Genomic DNA, 17,770 nt, shown 5'->3' with positions numbered 1-17,770 from the left:
GATGGTTGAATGGACCGTCAGCTTCCCGGCACCGGTTCACCCTGGTCCTACCAGGGACCCGGCGGCCAACGATGAGGAGAGAGCCATGCGCGAGGGAATCCACCCTCAGTACGTCGACACCCAGGTCACCTGCGGTTGCGGCAACCAGTTCACCACCCGCAGCACCAAGAACAACGGCGCCATCAGCGTCGAGGTCTGCTCCGCCTGCCACCCGTTCTACACCGGCAAGCAGAAGATCCTGGACTCCGGTGGCCGCGTGGCCCGCTTCGAGGCCCGCTACGGGAAGCGCGAGCGCGCCGCCAAGTAGTTCCCGACACGGCGCCCGTCGCCTCGCCGCGTGCGAGGAGGCGGGCGCCGTGTCGCGTTCCCGCCCCAGCGCCTCGAAGGAGCCACCGATGAGCACGCAGTCGGTCGACGCCCTGCTCGACGAGCACGCCGAGCTGGAGCAGCGCCTCGCCGACGCGAGCGTCCTCTCCGACCAGGCGCAGGCCCGCAAGCTGGGCCGCCGCTACGCCGAGCTCGGGCCGGTCGTGCGCTGCGCCCGCGAGCTCGCCCAGGTCCGTGAGGACCGCGACGCCGCCCGCGAGCTGGCCGCCGAGGACCGCACCTTCGCCGCCGAGGCCGACGCGCTGGACACCCGCATCGTCGAGCTCGAGACCGAGCTGACCGAGCTGCTGCGCCCGCGCGACCCGCACGACGGCGACGACGTCCTGATGGAGGTCAAGTCCGGTGAGGGCGGCGAGGAGTCCGCGTTGTTCGCCGGGGACCTCGTGCGGATGTACACCCGCTACGCCGAGAGCCGCGGCTGGAAGGTCGAGGTGCTCGGTGCCACCCCGTCCGACCTGGGCGGGTACAAGGACATCACGCTGTCGCTGCGCAGCAAGGACCCGGTCGACGGGGTGTGGGCCGCGCTGAAGTTCGAAGGCGGCGTGCACCGCGTGCAGCGTGTCCCGGTGACCGAGTCGCAGGGCCGCATCCACACCTCCGCGGCGGGCGTCCTGGTCTTCCCCGACGCCGACGACACCCCCGACGTCGAGATCAACGACGCGGACATCCGGGTCGACGTCTACCGGGCGTCGGGCCACGGCGGGCAGAGCGTCAACACCACCGACTCCGCGGTGCGGATCACGCACCTGCCGACCGGCATCGTCGTGACCTGCCAGAACGAGCGCTCCCAGCTGCAGAACAAGGCCCGTGCGATGGACGTGCTGCGGGTCCGGCTGCAGGCGAAGGCCGAGGCCGAGGCGGCCGAGGCGGCCTCGGAGCAGCGCCGTTCGCAGGTCCGCACGGTGGACCGCTCCGAGCGGATCCGCACCTACAACTACCCGGAGAACCGGATCTCCGACCACCGGGTCGGGTTCAAGGCCTACAACCTGTCCGCGGTCCTCGACGGCCACCTGGCCGACGTCCTCGCCGCACTGACCGCGGCCGAGCGTGCCGAGGCCATGGCGGGGGAGCAGGAGCACGAGTGATGATCCCCCGCTCAGGTGATGCACCGGTCACCTGCGGTGTCCCCGCGCCCCGCAGCCGCGACACTGGACGCGTGACCGAGACGACGACCCCGGCGGCCGGCAGCCGGCTGCCGCTCCGGGTGGCGATCGCGGAGGCCGAGCGCACCCTGGCGGCCGCCGGAGTCGCGTCCCCGCGCGTCGACGCGGAGCTGCTCGCCGCGCACGTGCTCGGCTCGTCACGGTCCACGCTGCTGATGACCCCGCTGGTGGACCCGCCGGTCGTCGAACGGCTGCAGGCCCTCGTCGCCCGCCGCGCCACCCGCGAACCGTTGCAGCACATCTTCGGCACCGCCGTGCTCGGCCCGGTCGAGGTCGCCGTCGGACCGGGGGTGTTCACCCCGCGCCCGGAGACCGAGCTGCTGCTGGAGTGGGGCCTCGCCGCGATCCGCGACGTGCGCAGCCCCCGGGTGCTCGACCTGTGCACCGGGTCCGGCGCACTCGCGCTGGCCTTCGCGGTGTCGCGGCCCGACGCCGAGGTGCACGCACTCGAGGCCGACCCGTCGGCGCTGTCGTGGACTCGGCGCAACCTCGACGCGCACGTCGCCGCGGGCGGGCGCCCGGTGACCCTGCACGTCGCCGACGTCCGGTGGACCGACCTGCTCATCGAGCTGGAGGGTGCGGTCGACCTGGTCGTCTGCAACCCGCCCTACGTCCCGGACGGGACGCCGGTGCCGCCCGAGGTGGAGCGCTGGGACCCGCCCGGCGCGGTGTTCGGCGGTCCCGACGGCACCGAGATCATCCAGGCCGTCGTCCGCGGCGCCAGCGGATGGCTGCGGCACGGCGGACACCTCGCGATCGAGCACGACGACACCCACGGCGAGACGGTCCCGGCGCTGCTGCGCCGCCGTCGCACGCTGGGGGAGGTCACCGAGCACGACGACCTCACCGGTCGCCCGCGCTTCGTCACCGCCCGCCGCGTCCCCTGCCCCTGACCCGCGCGGATGCGAGCCGCCCCGCACCTGCCCGCGGCGCGGTCGTATCCTCGCGAACCGTGAGTGCACCGCAGACCCAGCCGCTGTTCGACTGCAGCGTCCCCGCCGAGCGCACGCGTGGTCTGACCGCCGCCGCGCGCGCCGTCCGGGCGGGTGAGCTGGTCGTCCTGCCCACCGACACCGTCTACGGCATCGGCTGCGACGCGTTCAACGGCACCGCCGTGCGTGCGCTGCTCGCCGCCAAGCGGCGCGGCCCGGACATGCCGGTCGGTGTGCTGGTCGGCTCCTGGACCACCATCGACGGTCTGGTGTCGACGGTCCCGCAGTCCGCGCGGGCCCTGATCGAGGCGTTCTGGCCGGGCGAGGTGTCGCTCGTCCTGGAGCACGCGCCGTCGCTGGCCTGGGACCTGGGCAGCACCCGCGGCACGGTGATGCTGCGCATGCCGCTGCACCCGGTCGCGCTGGAGCTGCTGCGCGAGGTCGGGCCGATGGCGGTGTCGAGCGCGAACACCTCGGGCAACCCGCCGGCGTCCACCGTGACCGAGGCGATCACCCAGCTGGCCTCGACCGTGCAGGTCTACCTCGACGGCGGCCCGTCCGGCGACCCGGTCGCCTCGACCATCGTCGACCTCACCGGAGCCCGCCCGCGCCTGCTGCGGGAGGGCGGGGTGACCGCCGAGCAGGTCGAGGAGGTCGTCGGCCAGGAGATCGACCGGGTCTGATCCGGGTCGCACGCGGGTGTGATCACGCCTGCACGGCCGCGGCCTGCGGGGATGGCAGCGGGTAGCGTGTCCCGGCGTGAGCGAGCAGACCTTCTGGGGACCGGACTTCCACGCACTGCAGCAGCAGGACCCCGAGATCGCCGGCGTCGTGCTGGACGAGCTCGAGCGCCTGCGCGGCGGACTGCAGCTCATCGCGAGCGAGAACCTGACCAGCCCGGCGGTGCTGGCCGCGCTCGGGTCGACGCTGTCGAACAAGTACGCCGAGGGCTACCCCGGCCGCCGCTACTACGGCGGCTGCGGCGTCGTCGACGTCGCCGAGAACATCGGCAACGCCCGGACCAAGGAGCTCTTCGGCGCCGAGCACGTCAACCTCCAGCCGCACTCCGGCGCGAGCGCGAACCTCGCCGCGTACGCCGCGTTCGCCAAGCCCGGCGACACCGTGCTGGCCATGGACCTCAAGCAGGGCGGCCACCTCACGCACGGCAGCAAGGTCAACTTCTCCGGCCTGTGGTTCAACGCGGTGTCCTACACGGTCCGGGAGGACACCGAGGTCATCGACTACGACCAGGTCCGCGACCTGGCCAAGCAGCACCAGCCGAAGATCATCATCGCCGGAGCGACCGCGTACCCGCGCCTGATCGACTTCGCGGTGTTCCGCGAGATCGCCGACGAGGTCGGTGCCAAGCTCATGGTCGACGCCGCGCACTTCATCGGCCTGGTCGCCGGCAAGGCCATCCCGTCGCCGGTGCCCTACGCCGACGTCGTCACCGCCACCACGCACAAGGTCCTGCGCGGCCCGCGCGGCGGCATGGTGCTGTGCCGGGAGGAGCACGCGAAGGCCATCGACAAGGCAGTCTTCCCGTTCTCCCAGGGTGGCCCGCTGATGCACGCGGTCGCGGCGAAGGCCGTGGCGATGAAGGAGGCGGCGCAGCCGGAGTACCAGGCCTACACCCGCCAGGTCATCGCGAACGCCCGGGCGCTGACGAAGAGCCTGGAGTCCGAGGGGATGCGCGCCGTCTCCGGCGGCACCGACAACCACCTCGCCCTGCTGGACCTGCGGCCGATCGGTGTCACCGGCTCCGAGGCGGAGACCCGCTGCGACCGCGCCGGCATCACGCTGAACAAGAACGCGATCCCCTACGACCCGGCGCCGCCGATGAAGCCGTCCGGCATCCGGGTCGGCTCGCCGAGCGTCACCACACAGGGGATGAACGAGGCCGACATGGCCGAGGTCGGCGCCCTGCTGGCCCGCGCGGTGAAGGCCGAGCACGACACCGCGGCCGGCGACGCCGAGCTCGCCGACGTCGCGAAGGCGGTCACCGCACTCGTCGCGAAGGCACCGGCCTACCCTCGGGGGTGACCTGAGACCCACGGCGGAGGCGGAGAGGCGCTCGCGACGTGCCGACTGACCAGTTCACGTACGGACTCCCCATCCGGGAGCTCCTGCTCGTCGGGCTGGTCGCCGCCGGCGTCACGCTGCTGCTGACCGGGCCGGTCCGGATGCTGGCGCTGAAGGTCGGCGCGGTCGCCTGGCCGCGGGGACGGGACGTGCACGTCACCCCGACCCCGCGGTGGGGCGGCCTCGCGATGTTCGGCGGGGTGCTGGCCGGGCTACTGCTGTCGTTGCAGCTCCCGGCCCTGCGGCTGGCCTACTTCGAGCAGAGCACCGAGGTGGTCGGGGTCGTCGTCGCGACGGCGCTGCTGGTCGGCGTCGGGATGCTCGACGACCGCTACGACCTCGACGCCCTCACCAAGTTCGCCGCCCAGGTCACCGCGGCCGGGCTGCTGGTGCTCTACGGCGTGCAGTGGGTGTCCATCTGGATCCCGATCGGCGGAGACGCCTTTCTCACGGGATCGACACTCTTCCTCGGTCAGGGCCAGTCGGTACTGCTGACCGTGCTGGTCACCGTCGTCCTGGTCAACGCGATGAACTTCGTCGACGGTCTCGACGGCCTGGCGGCGGGCATCGGGCTGATCACCACGCTCGCGACCGCGGTGTTCTGTATCGGGTTGATCAGCGAGAACGGCAACGACCCCACCGCGTTCGTCCCCGCGCTGCTCGCGGTGGTGCTCGCCGGATCCTGCCTGGGGTTCCTGCCGCACAACTTCCACCCGGCCCGGATCTTCATGGGCGACACCGGCTCGATGATGGTCGGGGTGATGCTGTCCGCCGCCATCACCACCGCCTCCGGGCGGGTCCCCCAGTCGGACAACCTGTCGGCCGGGAACATCCTCGCGCTCGTCTCACCGGTGATCGTGCTGGTCGGCATCGTCTTCATCCCGTCGCTCGACCTGCTCATGGCGGTCGTGCGCCGCACGCGGGCCGGGACCAGCCCGTTCAGCCCGGACAAGATGCACCTGCACCACCGGCTGCTGCAGGTCGGGCACAGCCACCGGCGCGCGGTGCTGCTGGTCTACCTGTGGGTCGCGGTGATCGCCTTCGGTGCGGTCGCGCTCGCCCTGGTCCCGCGCACCGGGCTGGTGCTCGCCGCGACCGGGATCGCGCTGGCGGTGGCGTTCGTCGCCTCGGCCGTGCCGCACCGGTCGCGGATGCGCAGCGCCTCGGCGGCGGCGGCCGTCGCGGGGGAGACGGCGATCGCCTCGACCGACGACCTGCCCACCCCCGACGTCGACGACCACCGGGCCAGTGGGCCGGCCGCGGACGGCCCCCGCTCCGGCGGCAGCCCGGCCGCGACGGGCGCCACCGGCCCTCGGACCGGCGCGGACGCAGCCACGGACGGCCCCGCTGACCGTCGTTCGGCCGGGGGCCCGGCTGCGAACGGGGCCGGCGACCGTCGGCCCGCCGGGAACCCTGCCGCGAACGGAGCCGCTGACCGTCGCCCGGGCGCGACCACGGCGGCGGACTCTGCCACCGCCGACCGCACCGGGTCGCGGAGTCCTACTGCGCGGCCGGCGCCCGGCCGGGTCGTGCCGGGCGGGAACCCCGCTGCCGGGCCCGAGCCGTGGCCCCGTGGCGTGCACCGCCCCGCGGGCGCCCGGGGTGCGGCCCGGGGCGGTCCCGGCACACGGGCCCCCGCGTCGCCCGTCGCGCCGCCGCCGCACGCCGCCGGCCCGCCCACCCCGCCGCGGCCGGTCCCGGTCCCGGTCCGTCCGGCGATGCCGCGCACACCCGGCGGCCCGCCCGCACCGGACCCGGGGGCCCCCGGAGCTGCGGTCCCGCCTCCCGACGGCGGCCGCGGTCCGCAGCACCCCCGAGGCGACGGGAACTCCGACGGCCGTCGCGCCCGCCCCGCCGCGGCCCCGGGGGACCAGCCGACCGTCCCCACCCCGGCGCACCATCCCGGTCACGACGGCGACGCCTGACTCCCGTCCCCGTCCGCCCTGGCCAGGGGCTCAGGTGTCCTCGGTCACGAACGCCCTCCGTTCCGCAGCGGGCTGGCCGCCGGACGGTGCCGACCGCGACGGCGCCGGTCGAGGTGTCCGACCCGCCGGTTACCGTGTGCGCGGAGCCGTACCCGCTGGTGGGGCGGCCGGTGAGCCGGGAGGCGGACGCACCGTGTGGCGATGGGACCGCTGGGGAACCGTGGAGTACGACGGTCCCGCGCTCGGTCAGGCGCAGGTCGTACGGCGGCTGTCGGGGTCGATGGCCCGCGGTGCCGCCCTGGTCGGCGTGGTCACCACGGTGCTCTGTGCCGTCGGCGGGGTCATCGCGGCCGGGATCCCCGGCCTGTCGGCGGCGGCCCTCGGCGGCCTGCTGGCCACCGGCTCGGCCCTGCTGACGCCGATGCTGATGCTGCGGACGACCCATCTCGAGCCCGGCGCTGTGATGCTGGCCGCATTCGGCGGCCTCGCGTTGAAGGCCATCATCCTCCTGCTCGCCCTGTTCACCCTCGGGGGTGGGCCGGGGCTGCACCGCATGTCACTGGCCGTCACGATGCTCGTCGTCTTCATCACGACCACGGCGGCGGAGGCCTGGGCGGGGCAGAAGCTCCAGATCCTGATCGGCACCGATCCGGGGTCCACAGATGCCTGACCTGGGGTTCGACGACCGATTCGTCCGTTCCTGCGGTGTCCGCGGAGGCGTCCACGGGGTCGGGCGGGAGCGTCCGGCGGATGACCGGGCGGCGACCCGCGGGCGAGTTAACGGTGAATCACCGGAGGCGGCCCGTCGGGCCCGATCAAGATCGTTTCGTCGGGCGAACGCGCTGGTGAGGTGGGTACGAGCCCCCGACGTCGTGTAGAAGTACGGCTGATAGCATCCGCCACGTAGGCGATGTGGGTGACTTCCGGTGTTTCGACCCGGTCGCCCGGAAACACATCGCATCACGAGGCACCTTGCAGGCGATCCCCCGTTCCGCGTGGATGCGGAGCGGGAGCACCGGAAGGACCCCCATTGGGCACGTTGGTACTGGCGGCCGAGGAGTTCACTCCGCCCGGCGCAGGTCTGTTCGAGTACCCGCCGATCTTCGGCGCCGTCACCAAGCCGATGGTGCTGGCGGTCCTGTCGCTGATCATCGTCGCGGCCGTCTTCACGCTGGGCACGCGCAAGCTGTCCATCGTGCCGAGCCGATTCCAGTTCGGGCTGGAGTCCTTCTACAACATCCCGCGCAACACCATGGCGCGTGACCAGATCGGCTCCGAGGAGTTCAAGCGGTACATCCCGCTGATCCTCGGCCTGTTCAGCTTCATCCTGGTCAACAACATCTTCGCGATCGTCCCGTTCATCCAGTTCCCGACGCTGTCGCGGATCGGGTTCCCCATCGCGCTGGCGTTGTTCGTCTACGTCTTCTACCACTACGCCGGGTTCAAGAAGCACGGGTTCTTCGGCTACATCAAGCACGCCGCGCTCCCGCCGGGCGTCCCGGTCTTCATCGCGCCCCTGATCATCGTGATCGAGCTGCTGCAGAAGTTCCTGGTGCAGCCGCTCTCGCTGGCGCTGCGTGTGTTCGCCGCGATGTTCGCCGGCCACCTCATCCTCGCCCTGACCGCCGTGGGTGCGGCGTTCCTGTTGTCGGCGGGCTCCGCGCTCGTCATCGCGTCCCCGGTGGTGTTCGCCGCCGGGATCGCGTTCACGTTCCTGGAGGCGCTGGTCCAGGTCATCCAGGCCTACGTCTTCGCCCTGCTCGCCGCCGTCTTCATCGGCGCGGCGATCTCCGAGGACCACTGACCGCACCACCGAGACCCCGGTGCCGCCGGCACCGCGCTCGCACCACCTGCTTCATCCGCCGGCCCGCCCGGGCCGATACACCGAACGACCCGCATTCCGCGGACCCGACGGAAGGAAACCCGAAGTGAACGTCACCCAGGTTCTGGCCCAGGAAGCCGCCAACATCAACCCGGGCCTCGCGGCCATCGGGTTCGGCGCCTCGGCCATCGGCGCCGGTATCGGCGTCGGCCTGATCTGGTCGGCCGTCATCAGCGGCACCGCCCGCCAGCCGGAGGCCCGCGGCCAGCTGATGGGCATCGGCTGGACCACCTTCGTCCTCGCCGAGCTGGTCATGCTGATCGGCCTGGTGCTCTTCTTCATCGCGCAGTAAGAGCCGGCAGATCACTCTCATGCCGGTCCCGGTACCGGCGGCCATGTCAGGGAAGGACACACGGTGGAACTGATTCTCGCCGCCGAACAGCCGCTTCCGATTCTCCCGCACCTCGATGAGCTCGTGCTCGGCCTGGTCGCGTTCGCGATCCTGCTGTTCCTGCTCTGGAAGTTCGCGGTCCCGCGCTTCGAGGCGCTCTACGAAGAGCGGACCGACGCGATCGAGGGCGGCCTCAAGCGTGCTCAGGAGACCCAGGAGCAGGCGGACCGGCTGAAGAGGGAGTACGAGGAGCAGCTCGCCGGCCTCAGGGCCGAGGCGGCGCGCATCCGCGACGACGCCCGGGCCGAGGGCCAGCAGATCAAGGCCGAGCTCCGCGAGGAGGCCGAGGCCGAGGCCGCACGCATCAAGGCCCGTGGCGAGGAGCAGGTGGCCGCGGCGCGCGACGCCGCCCAGCGTGCTCTGCGCAACGAGGTCGGGGGCCTGTCGGTCCAGCTGGCCGAGCGCCTGCTGCGCGAGCAGCTGGCCGACGACTCGCGTCGCTCCGCGACGATCGACTCGTTCCTCGGTGAGCTCGACCAGCAGGGCGTGGCCCAGCGGAGCGGGGCGAACTGATGGCGGCTGTCCTGCAGCCCGCCAGCCGTGAGTCCCTCGCGGCGCTGACCGAGCGGCTGGACTCCTGGACCGACTCCGCGTCGGCCCGGGACCTGACCACGACCGCGGACGAGTTGTTCGCGGTGGCCCGGTTCCTGGACTCCGAGCGCTCCGTCCGGCGCCTGCTGGCCGACGCGTCGTCCCCCGAGGACGCCCGTGTGGACCTGGTCCGCCGGCTGTTCGGGTCCCAGCTCTCGCAGTCGACCGTGGACCTGGTCTCCGAGCTGGTGCGCAAGCGCTGGTCGACCGCCCGCGACATCGTCACCGGTGCGGAGGGCCTCGCCCGCCGCGCGGCCATCGCGATCGCGGACCGCAACGGCTCCCTCGACGAGGTCGAGGACCAGCTGTTCCGGTTCGGCCGGATCGTGGCCCGCGAGCCGCAGCTGGCGAGCCTGCTCGGTGACACCGCCCGGCCCGTCGAGGGTCGTGTCCAGCTCCTGGACTCGGTGCTCGGCGACAAGGTCTACCCGGTGACGGCGACGCTGCTCCGTGAAGCGATCCGGCTGCCCCGCAGCCGGCACCTCGACGTCGTCGCCGAGGAGCTCGCCGAGCTCGCGGCGGCCCGCCGGGACCGCTCGGTGGCCAAGGTGCGCACACCCGTCGAGCTCTCCTCCGAGCAGGAGACGAAGCTCGCCGAGACCCTGGGCCGTATGTACGGCCGCACGATCTCCCTGCAGGTCGAGCTCGACCGGAGCCTCCTCGGAGGCCTGGTCGTGCAGGTCGGCGGCGAGGTCATCGACGGCAGTGTGGCGGGTCGACTCGCCGCAGCTCGCCGATCCCTGCCCAGCTGACCTGCTTCGGACGCGATCGCCGGAGCCCCGGCGGAACGACCCGAAGACCCCGTTCGAGAGAAGGAACGACGCAGCCATGACAGAGCTGACGATCTCCTCCGAGGAGATCCGGAGTGCGATCTCCAGCTACGTCTCGTCGCTGGAGAGCGACACGTCCCGCCGTGAGGTCGGGATCGTCGCCGACACCGGTGACGGCATCGCCCACGTCGAGGGCCTGCCCTCGGCCATGACCAACGAGCTGCTCGAGTTCGAGGGCGGCGTCCGCGGCGTCGCGCTGAACCTCGAGCAGAACGAGATCGGCGCGGTCGTCCTGGGCGACTACACCGGCCTCGAGGAGGGCCAGCAGGTCACCCGCACCGGCGAGGTCCTGTCCGTGCCGGTCGGCGAGGGCTACCTGGGCCGGGTCGTCGACCCGCTGGGCAACCCGATCGACGGCCTCGGCGACGTCGAGAGCGACGCCCGCCGTGTGCTCGAGCTCCAGGCGGCCGGCGTGATGGACCGCCAGTCCGTCGGCGAGCCGCTGCAGACCGGGATCAAGGCCATCGACGCCATGACCCCGATCGGCCGCGGCCAGCGCCAGCTGGTGATCGGCGACCGCAAGACCGGCAAGACCGCGGTCTGCGTCGACACGATCATCAACCAGAAGGAGAACTGGGAGTCGGGCGACCCGAAGAAGCAGGTCCGCTGCATCTACGTCGCCATCGGCCAGAAGGGCTCCACGATCGCCGGTGTCCGGCAGTCCCTGGAGGACGCCGGAGCGCTGGAGTACACGACGATCGTCGCCGCCCCCGCGTCCGACCCGGCCGGCTTCAAGTGGCTCGCCCCCTACACCGGCTCGGCCATCGGCCAGCACTGGATGTACCAGGGCAAGCACGTCCTGATCGTGTTCGACGACTTGTCGAAGCAGGCCGAGGCCTACCGTGCGATCTCGCTGCTGCTGCGCCGCCCGCCGGGCCGTGAGGCCTACCCGGGCGACGTCTTCTACCTGCACTCGCGTCTGCTGGAGCGCTGCGCGAAGCTCTCCGACGCCCTCGGCGCGGGGTCGATGACCGGTCTGCCGATCATCGAGACCAAGGCGAACGACGTGTCGGCCTACATCCCGACCAACGTCATCTCGATCACCGACGGCCAGGTCTTCCTCGAGTCCGACCTGTTCAACCAGGGCGTCCGGCCGGCGATCAACGTCGGCATCTCGGTCTCCCGGGTCGGTGGCTCGGCGCAGATCAAGGCCATGAAGACGGTCTCGGGCTCGCTGCGCCTGGACCTGTCGCAGTACCGCGAGCTGGAGGCTTTCGCCGCCTTCGGTTCCGACCTCGACGCCGCCTCGGCCGCCGCTCTGGGCCGTGGCGAGCGCCTGGTCGAGCTGCTCAAGCAGGCGCAGTACGCGCCGGTCTCGGTGCAGGACCAGGTCGTCTCGATCTGGCTGGGCACCTCCGGCAAGCTCGACTCGGTGCCCGTCGCCGACGTGCAGCGCTTCGAGGCGGAGTTCCGCGAGTACTCGCGTCGCCACGCCTCCGGTGCCCTGAACGAGATCACCGACACCGGGAAGCTCTCCGACGACGCCGTCGAGACGCTGACCAAGGCGGTCGACGAGTTCAAGCGCAACGAGTTCACCGCGTCCGACGGTTCCTCGGTCGTCCCCAAGGAGAAGGCCGAGAAGGCCCTCGACGAGGACGATGTCGAGCAGGAGACCGTCACGGTCAAGAAGAACTGAGGCTGATACCCGATGGCGGCACAGATCCGGGTGCTGCGCCGGCGTATCCGGTCGACGCAGTCCATCAAGAAGATCACCCGTTCCCAGGAGCTGATCGCGACCTCACGGATCGCGAAGGCCCGGGCACGGGTGGACGAGGCGCGTCCGTACGCCGAGCTGATGACGAGCACCCTCTCGGAGCTCGCGTCGAACTCGGCGCTGGACCACCCGCTGCTCGTCGAGCGGGAGCAGCCGAAGCGCGCCGCGGTCCTGGTCGTCACCAGTGACCGCGGTCAGTGCGGCGGCTACAACGCCAACGTCCTCAAGGAGGCCGAGCAGCTCCAGGCCCTGCTCCGCGAGCAGGGCAAGGAGCCGGTCTTCTACGTGATCGGCCGCAAGGGCGTCTCGTACTACCGGTTCCGCAACCGGGAGATCGAGAAGTCCTGGACCGGCTTCTCCGAGCAGCCGGGCTACGAGCACGCGGCCGAGGCGGCGAAGACGCTGGTCGACGCGTTCATGGCCGGCGAGGACGACCACGACGGGAATGCCGACGGCACCCACGGCGTGGACGAGCTGCACCTCGTGTACACCAGCTTCAAGAACATGATCACCCAGGTGCCGCAGGCCCGGCGGATGGCTCCGCTCGAGGTCGAGTACGCGGCCGACAGCGTCTCGTCGCGGCCGGTCGGCGCCGGGTCGGAGCTGCCCTCGGTGGCCCGCGACGCCGACGCCGACACGGCCGAGAGTCAGCGGGACCACCCGGAGACCAAGGGACTCCAGCCGCTCTACGAGTTCGAGCCGGACCCGGACACGCTCTTCGACGCGCTGCTGCCGAAGTACATCGGGGCCCGCCTCTACGCGGCCCTGCTGGAGTCGGCGGCGTCGGAGTCGGCGAACCGGCAGCGGGCCATGAAGGCCGCGACGGACAACGCCAACGAACTGATCCGTAGCCTGACCCTGGAGGCCAACCAGGCTCGCCAGGCACAGATCACCCAGGAGATCAGCGAGATCGTCGGTGGGGTCGACGCTCTCGCCAGCGCAGGAAGTGAGAGCTGATGACCACGACCGCCGAAACTTCGGCCGGCCCGATCACCGGGCGCGTCGTCCAGGTGACCGGCCCGGTCGTCGACGTCGAGTTCCCGCGTGACCAGGTTCCGAGCCTGCTCAACGCGCTCACGCTGGAGGTGGACCTCTCCGGCGACAAGCGCAAGCTGACCCTGGAGATCGCCACGCACCTGGGTGACAACCTGGTCCGGGCCATCTCCATGCAGCCGACCGACGGCGTCGTGCGCGGCCAGGAGGTCACCGACCTCGGCCGCCCGATCTCCGTCCCGGTCGGCGACCAGGTCAAGGGGCACGTGTTCAACGCCCTCGGCGACTGCCTGGACGACCCGTCCATCCAGTTCACCGGTGACCTCCGGTCGATCCACCAGAAGGCCCCGCGCTTCGACGAGCTCGAGGGCAAGACCGAGATGCTGGAGACCGGCATCAAGGTGCTGGACCTGATGACGCCCTACGTCGTCGGCGGCAAGATCGGTCTGTTCGGTGGTGCCGGTGTCGGCAAGACCGTGCTGATCCAGGAGATGATCCAGCGTGTCGCGCTGAACTTCGGTGGCACCTCGGTGTTCGCCGGCGTCGGTGAGCGCACCCGTGAGGGCAACGACCTCATCACGGAGATGACCGAGTCGGGCGTCATGAAGAACACCGCCCTGGTGTTCGGTCAGATGGACGAGCCGCCGGGCACCCGTATGCGCGTCGCGCTCTCCGCGCTGACGATGGCGGAGTACTTCCGCGACGTGCAGGAGCAGGACGTCCTGCTGTTCATCGACAACATCTTCCGGTTCACCCAGGCCGGCCAGGAGGTCTCGACCCTCCTCGGCCGCATGCCGTCCGCGGTGGGTTACCAGCCCACCCTGGCCGACGAGATGGGCGAGCTGCAGGAGCGGATCACCTCGACCCGCGGTCGTTCGATCACCTCCATGCAGGCGATCTACGTCCCCGCGGACGACTACACCGACCCCGCTCCGGCGACGACGTTCGCGCACCTCGACGCCACCACCGAGCTCTCCCGGCCGATCTCCCAGAAGGGGATCTACCCGGCGGTGGACCCGCTGACCTCGACCTCGCGGATCCTGGACCCGCAGTACGTCGGTGACGAGCACTTCCGCGTCGCCAACGAGGTCAAGCGGATCCTGCAGAAGTACAACGACCTGCAGGACATCATCGCCATCCTCGGTATCGACGAGCTGTCCGAGGAGGACAAGCAGCTCGTCGGCCGGGCGCGTCGCATCGAGCGCTTCCTGTCGCAGAACCTCCTGGTCGCCGAGCAGTTCACCGGCCAGCCGGGCTCGACGGTCCCGCTCAAGGAGACCATCGAGGCGTTCGACAAGATCGCCAAGGGCGAGTTCGACGACGTCCCGGAGCAGGCGTTCTTCCTCTGCGGTGGTCTCGACGACCTGGAGAAGAACCGCAAGAAGCTGGAGAGCTGATCCTCCATGCCTGCTGAGATGACCGTGGAGCTGGTCTCGGTCGAGCGCCGGCTGTGGTCGGGTGACGCACGTTTCGTGCTCGCCCGGACCACGGTCGGCGAGGTCGGCATCCTGCCCGGCCACCAGCCGATGCTGGCCCAGCTGGAGGAGGCCGGGGTCGTCCGCATCGACTCCACCGACGGCTCGAAGCGCACCATCGCGGTGCACGGCGGGTTCCTGTCGGTGTCGGCGGAGCGGGTGTCCATCCTCGCCGAGTTCGCCGAGCAGGCGGACGAGATCGACGTCGAGCGGGCCCGGCGGGCTCGCGACGGCGCCGACTCGTCCACCGACGAGGGGAAATCGGCGATCGCCCGGGCCGAGGCCCGCCTTCGGGCGGCCGAGGCGAACTAGCACGGGGACCGGGCACGGCAGTGGAGCTCATCGCGGCGATCGTCGGAGTTCTGCTGCTGTGTCTGGTGATCCCCCTGGTCTGGCTCGCCGTACGGCGGGTACGACTCATGCGAGGCGGCGGTGTGGACCTGTGTCTGCGCCGCCGTTTCGCTGTCACGGACTGGCACTTCGGCGTCGGGCGCTACGAGGGCGAGCGCTTCGCCTGGTACCGCCTGACCAGCTTCCGGATCGGTGCGACCGTCGTGATGGACCGGGCCGATCTGGAGATCGTCGACCGGCGGCCGCCGCACCGGTCGGAGGAGTTCGCGATCCCGATGGCGGTCGAGGTGCTGCGCTGCCGTGGCCGCGACGCCGCCGGGCGCGACGTCGACGTCGAGCTCGCGATGTCCGCGGGCGTCCGCACCGGGTTCATGGCCTGGCTGGAGTCCACGCCCCCGGGCCAGGGCCACGGGTTCCGCGAGGCGTCCTGACCCCGCGGAACCCGTAGCGTTGCGGAGCCCGCCCGCTCTGTCGTTCCGTGCTGCGCAGCCAGGTCAGGCGTCGGCGGTCGGGGCGCCGTGCGGGCCGCCCGGCTGCCACAGGACGTCGCCGTCGGGGTTCGCGACCCGGCCGAGGATGAACAGCAGGTCCGAGAGGCGGTTGAGGTACTGCGCGGTCAGCGGGTTCGTGCGTTCCGGGTCGACCTCCAGCAGCCCCCACACCGACCGCTCGGCACGCCGGGCGACGGTCCGGGCGACGTGCAGGTACGCCCCACCGGGGGTCCCGCCGGGGAGGATGAAGGAGTCGAGCTTGGGGAGCTCGGGGTTGAACTCGTCGCACCAGCCCTCGAGCCGGGTCACGTAGCCCTCGGTGACTCGCAGCGGTGGGTACTCCGGGTTCTCGACAATCGGGGTGCACAGGTCGGCGCCGACGTCGAACAGGTCGTTCTGGATCTGCCGGAGCGGGTCGACGATCCGGTCGGCGAGCCCGCCGACCGTCACGGCCACACCGATCGCGGCGTTCGCCTCGTCGGTGTCGGCGTAGGCCGCCAGCCGGGCGTCGGTCTTGCGGACCCGGCTGAAATCGCCCAGTGCCGTCGTACCGTCGTCGCCGGTCTTCGTGTAGATCCGCGTCAGATGCACCGCCACCCCGACAGGCTAGGTGGGCCGGTGCCTCGGCGACCAGATACCCGGGTGCGCCGGACGGTCCGAAGGGTCAGGGCCGTCCGGGGCGGGCATCCGGCATGGTGACGGCCCCGTTACCGTTCCGGGCGTGGTGGAGCATTTCGCGGTCAACGGCGGGGCCCGGCTGAGCGGGTCCGTCGACGTCGTCGGGGCGAAGAACAGCGTGCTCAAGCTGATGGCGGCGGCGCTGTTGGCCGAGGGACGGACGACGCTCGAGAACTGCCCGGAGATCCTGGACGTACCGCTGATGGCCGACGTCCTGCGGAGCCTGGGCTGCGCGGTCTCGATCGAGGGGTCGACCGTGCACATCGACGTGCCCGCCGAACCGGGCGCGGAGGCCGACTACCGGTCGGTGTCGAAGCTGCGCGCGTCGGTGTGCGTCCTCGGGCCCCTGGTGGCGCGCTGCCGGCGGGCGGTTGTCCCGCTCCCCGGGGGGGACGCCATCGGCTCGCGACCGCTGGACATGCACCAGAACGGGCTGCGCAAGCTCGGCGCGACCACCGACATCGTGCACGGCAGCGTCACCGCGACGGCGGGAGACCTGCACGGCGCCCAGATCTGGCTCGACTTCCCGAGCGTCGGGGCCACCGAGAACATCCTGATGGCCGCGGTCCTCGCCGAGGGCACCACTGTGATCGACAACGCGGCCCGCGAGCCGGAGATCGTCGACCTCTGCGTGATGCTGCAGCAGATGGGCGCGAAGCTGGAGGGTGTCGGCAGCTCCACGCTGACCGTGCACGGCGTCGCCGGGCTGCAGCCCACCACGCACCGCGTCATCGGGGACCGGATCGTGGGTGCCACCTGGGCGTTCGCGGCCGCCATGACCCGTGGCGAGGTCACCGTGCGCGGCGTCGACCCGCACCACATCGACCTGGTCCTGGACAAGCTCCGCAGCGCGGGCGCCGAGATCACCACCGGCGAGCAGGAGTTCTCGATCGCGATGTCACGACGCCCGGAGGCGGTCGACTTCGTGACGCTGCCCTACCCGGGCTTCGCCACCGACCTGCAGCCGATGGCGATCGCGCTCTCCGCCGTCGCCGAGGGCACCTCGATGATCACCGAGAACGTGTTCGAGGCGCGCTTCCGCTTCGTCGACGAGATGGTGCGTCTGGGTGCGGACGCCCGAACCGACGGCCACCACGCCGTCGTCCGCGGGCGGCCGGAGCTCTCCAGCGCGCCGGTGTGGGCCAGCGACATCCGGGCGGGCGCCGGGCTGGTGCTGGCCGGGCTGTGTGCACGGGGCACCACCGAGGTCTGGGACGTCGCGCACATCGACCGCGGCTACCCGCGGTTCGTGGAGAACCTGTCCGCGCTGGGCGCCGACATCCGGCGCGTCGCGGGCGAGCCGGAGCGGTAGGCGGGTCCGCCCGCTGCTGCTCCGAACGGCCCAGCAGCCCGGCGGGCCGGCCCGCGCCGTGTCACCCTTCGCGTCAACTCGACGAGGAGGCCCGTCATGGTGAGCACCCCCGACGCCGCCGACGTCTCGCAGGCCGGCCGCAAGGCGGGCCGCGGGGCGCGGGACGCCGCGCACTCGACACCGGTGCGCGTCGCCGCCCGGGCCGGCATCGCCGCGAACGGGGTGGTGCACCTGCTGATCGGCTGGCTCGCCGTCCGGATCGCGCTCGGCTCGGGCGGGCAGGCCGACCAGAACGGCGCCCTCGGGGCGATCGCCGCCGAGCCGGCGGGCCGGGTGTTCCTGTGGGTGCTGGTGGTCGGGTTCGCCGCGGTCGTCCTGTGGCGGACCGTCTCGGCGGTGTGGGGGTTCGCCTACATCGGTGACGGCACCAAGCGCACGGTGAAGCGGGTCGTCGCCGGCGGGCAGGCCGTCGTCTACGCGGTGCTCGCCGTCACCGTGTCAACGGCGGGTTGGGAGTAACCCCGTAACGACGGATTGGGACTGACCCCCTTGTCGGGTGTTCAGTCGTTGCTG

At 71.7% G+C, this 17,770-nt stretch carries 19 protein-coding genes; 18 read left to right on the top strand and 1 reads right to left on the bottom strand.

Annotated features, from left to right (window positions below; genetic code table 11):
* Nucleotides 1-85: 85 nt before the first annotated feature.
* The 16 genes from rpmE to FVA95_RS19295 all read left to right on the top strand — a co-directional run bounded on the left by rpmE (nt 86) and on the right by FVA95_RS19295 (nt 15,147).
* A complete protein-coding gene (gene rpmE / locus FVA95_RS19370; RefSeq protein ID WP_020623493.1) occupies nt 86-307 on the top strand; it encodes a 50S ribosomal protein L31 in 222 nt (73 codons plus the stop codon).
* 88 nt (nt 308-395) lie between these two features.
* Nucleotides 396-1,472 (top strand): peptide chain release factor 1, encoded by a 1,077-nt coding sequence (gene prfA, locus FVA95_RS19365; protein ID WP_149665449.1) that lies wholly within the window; start codon nt 396-398, stop codon nt 1,470-1,472.
* A gap of 71 nt (nt 1,473-1,543) precedes the next feature.
* Nucleotides 1,544-2,443: a peptide chain release factor N(5)-glutamine methyltransferase gene (gene prmC, locus FVA95_RS19360; RefSeq protein ID WP_240051604.1), complete on the top strand. Its 900-nt coding sequence runs from the start codon at nt 1,544-1,546 to the stop codon at nt 2,441-2,443.
* Between the two features lie 59 nt (nt 2,444-2,502).
* Entirely contained in the window at nt 2,503-3,165 is a 663-nt protein-coding gene (locus tag FVA95_RS19355; protein ID WP_193564384.1) for an L-threonylcarbamoyladenylate synthase, read from the top strand.
* Between the two features lie 76 nt (nt 3,166-3,241).
* Nucleotides 3,242-4,525 (top strand): serine hydroxymethyltransferase, encoded by a 1,284-nt coding sequence (gene glyA / locus FVA95_RS19350; protein WP_149665447.1) that lies wholly within the window; start codon nt 3,242-3,244, stop codon nt 4,523-4,525.
* Nucleotides 4,526-4,563: 38 nt separating this feature from the next.
* Complete coding sequence (locus FVA95_RS33965; RefSeq protein WP_368667339.1) at nt 4,564-6,489, top strand: glycosyltransferase family 4 protein; 1,926 nt, start codon at nt 4,564-4,566, stop codon at nt 6,487-6,489.
* 193 nt (nt 6,490-6,682) lie between these two features.
* Nucleotides 6,683-7,159, top strand: coding sequence for a hypothetical protein (locus tag FVA95_RS19340; protein WP_149665446.1), 477 nt, complete (start codon nt 6,683-6,685; stop codon nt 7,157-7,159).
* 360 nt (nt 7,160-7,519) lie between these two features.
* Nucleotides 7,520-8,293: a F0F1 ATP synthase subunit A gene (atpB, locus tag FVA95_RS19335; protein WP_020621510.1), complete on the top strand. Its 774-nt coding sequence runs from the start codon at nt 7,520-7,522 to the stop codon at nt 8,291-8,293.
* Nucleotides 8,294-8,417: 124 nt separating this feature from the next.
* Nucleotides 8,418-8,663 carry a F0F1 ATP synthase subunit C gene (locus FVA95_RS19330; RefSeq protein WP_020621511.1) on the top strand — a complete coding sequence of 82 codons (246 nt, stop codon included), beginning with the start codon at nt 8,418-8,420 and terminating at the stop codon, nt 8,661-8,663.
* 63 nt (nt 8,664-8,726) lie between these two features.
* Nucleotides 8,727-9,275: a F0F1 ATP synthase subunit B gene (locus tag FVA95_RS19325; protein WP_083695233.1), complete on the top strand. Its 549-nt coding sequence runs from the start codon at nt 8,727-8,729 to the stop codon at nt 9,273-9,275.
* Nucleotides 9,275-10,105, top strand: a complete 831-nt coding sequence (locus FVA95_RS19320; protein WP_149665445.1) for a F0F1 ATP synthase subunit delta — start codon at nt 9,275-9,277, stop codon at nt 10,103-10,105. The genes FVA95_RS19325 and FVA95_RS19320 overlap by 1 nt, the downstream gene beginning before the upstream one ends.
* Nucleotides 10,106-10,181: 76 nt before the next feature.
* Complete coding sequence (gene atpA, locus FVA95_RS19315; RefSeq protein ID WP_149665444.1) at nt 10,182-11,819, top strand: F0F1 ATP synthase subunit alpha; 1,638 nt, start codon at nt 10,182-10,184, stop codon at nt 11,817-11,819.
* A gap of 12 nt (nt 11,820-11,831) precedes the next feature.
* On the top strand, nt 11,832-12,854 hold the full coding sequence (locus FVA95_RS19310) for a F0F1 ATP synthase subunit gamma (protein ID WP_149665443.1): 1,023 nt from the start codon (nt 11,832-11,834) through the stop codon (nt 12,852-12,854).
* A complete protein-coding gene (gene atpD / locus FVA95_RS19305; RefSeq protein ID WP_149665442.1) occupies nt 12,854-14,287 on the top strand; it encodes a F0F1 ATP synthase subunit beta in 1,434 nt (477 codons plus the stop codon). Before FVA95_RS19310 ends, atpD begins: the two co-directional genes overlap by 1 nt.
* Before the next feature lie 18 nt (nt 14,288-14,305).
* Nucleotides 14,306-14,677, top strand: a complete 372-nt coding sequence (locus tag FVA95_RS19300) for a F0F1 ATP synthase subunit epsilon (protein WP_020621465.1) — start codon at nt 14,306-14,308, stop codon at nt 14,675-14,677.
* Nucleotides 14,678-14,697: 20 nt separating this feature from the next.
* Nucleotides 14,698-15,147: a DUF2550 domain-containing protein gene (locus FVA95_RS19295; protein ID WP_149665441.1), complete on the top strand. Its 450-nt coding sequence runs from the start codon at nt 14,698-14,700 to the stop codon at nt 15,145-15,147.
* 63 nt (nt 15,148-15,210) lie between these two features.
* On the opposite strand, the gene FVA95_RS19290 is transcribed toward FVA95_RS19295, so the two are convergent.
* A complete protein-coding gene (locus FVA95_RS19290; RefSeq protein WP_149665440.1) occupies nt 15,211-15,804 on the bottom strand; it encodes a cob(I)yrinic acid a,c-diamide adenosyltransferase in 594 nt (197 codons plus the stop codon).
* Nucleotides 15,805-15,928: 124 nt separating this feature from the next.
* On the opposite strand from FVA95_RS19290, the gene murA reads away from it, so the two are divergent.
* Nucleotides 15,929-17,197, top strand: coding sequence for a UDP-N-acetylglucosamine 1-carboxyvinyltransferase (murA, locus tag FVA95_RS19285; RefSeq protein ID WP_149665439.1), 1,269 nt, complete (start codon nt 15,929-15,931; stop codon nt 17,195-17,197).
* Between the two features lie 96 nt (nt 17,198-17,293).
* Nucleotides 17,294-17,716, top strand: coding sequence for a DUF1206 domain-containing protein (locus FVA95_RS19280; RefSeq protein WP_149665438.1), 423 nt, complete (start codon nt 17,294-17,296; stop codon nt 17,714-17,716).
* Nucleotides 17,717-17,770: the final 54 nt, after the last annotated feature.

Source organism: Pseudonocardia sp. EV170527-09 (assembly GCF_008369905.1).
Lineage (GTDB): Bacteria > Actinomycetota > Actinomycetes > Mycobacteriales > Pseudonocardiaceae > Pseudonocardia.
The sequence above is the reverse complement of the archived record's forward strand: the minus strand, read 5'-3'. Positions and strand labels throughout refer to the sequence as shown.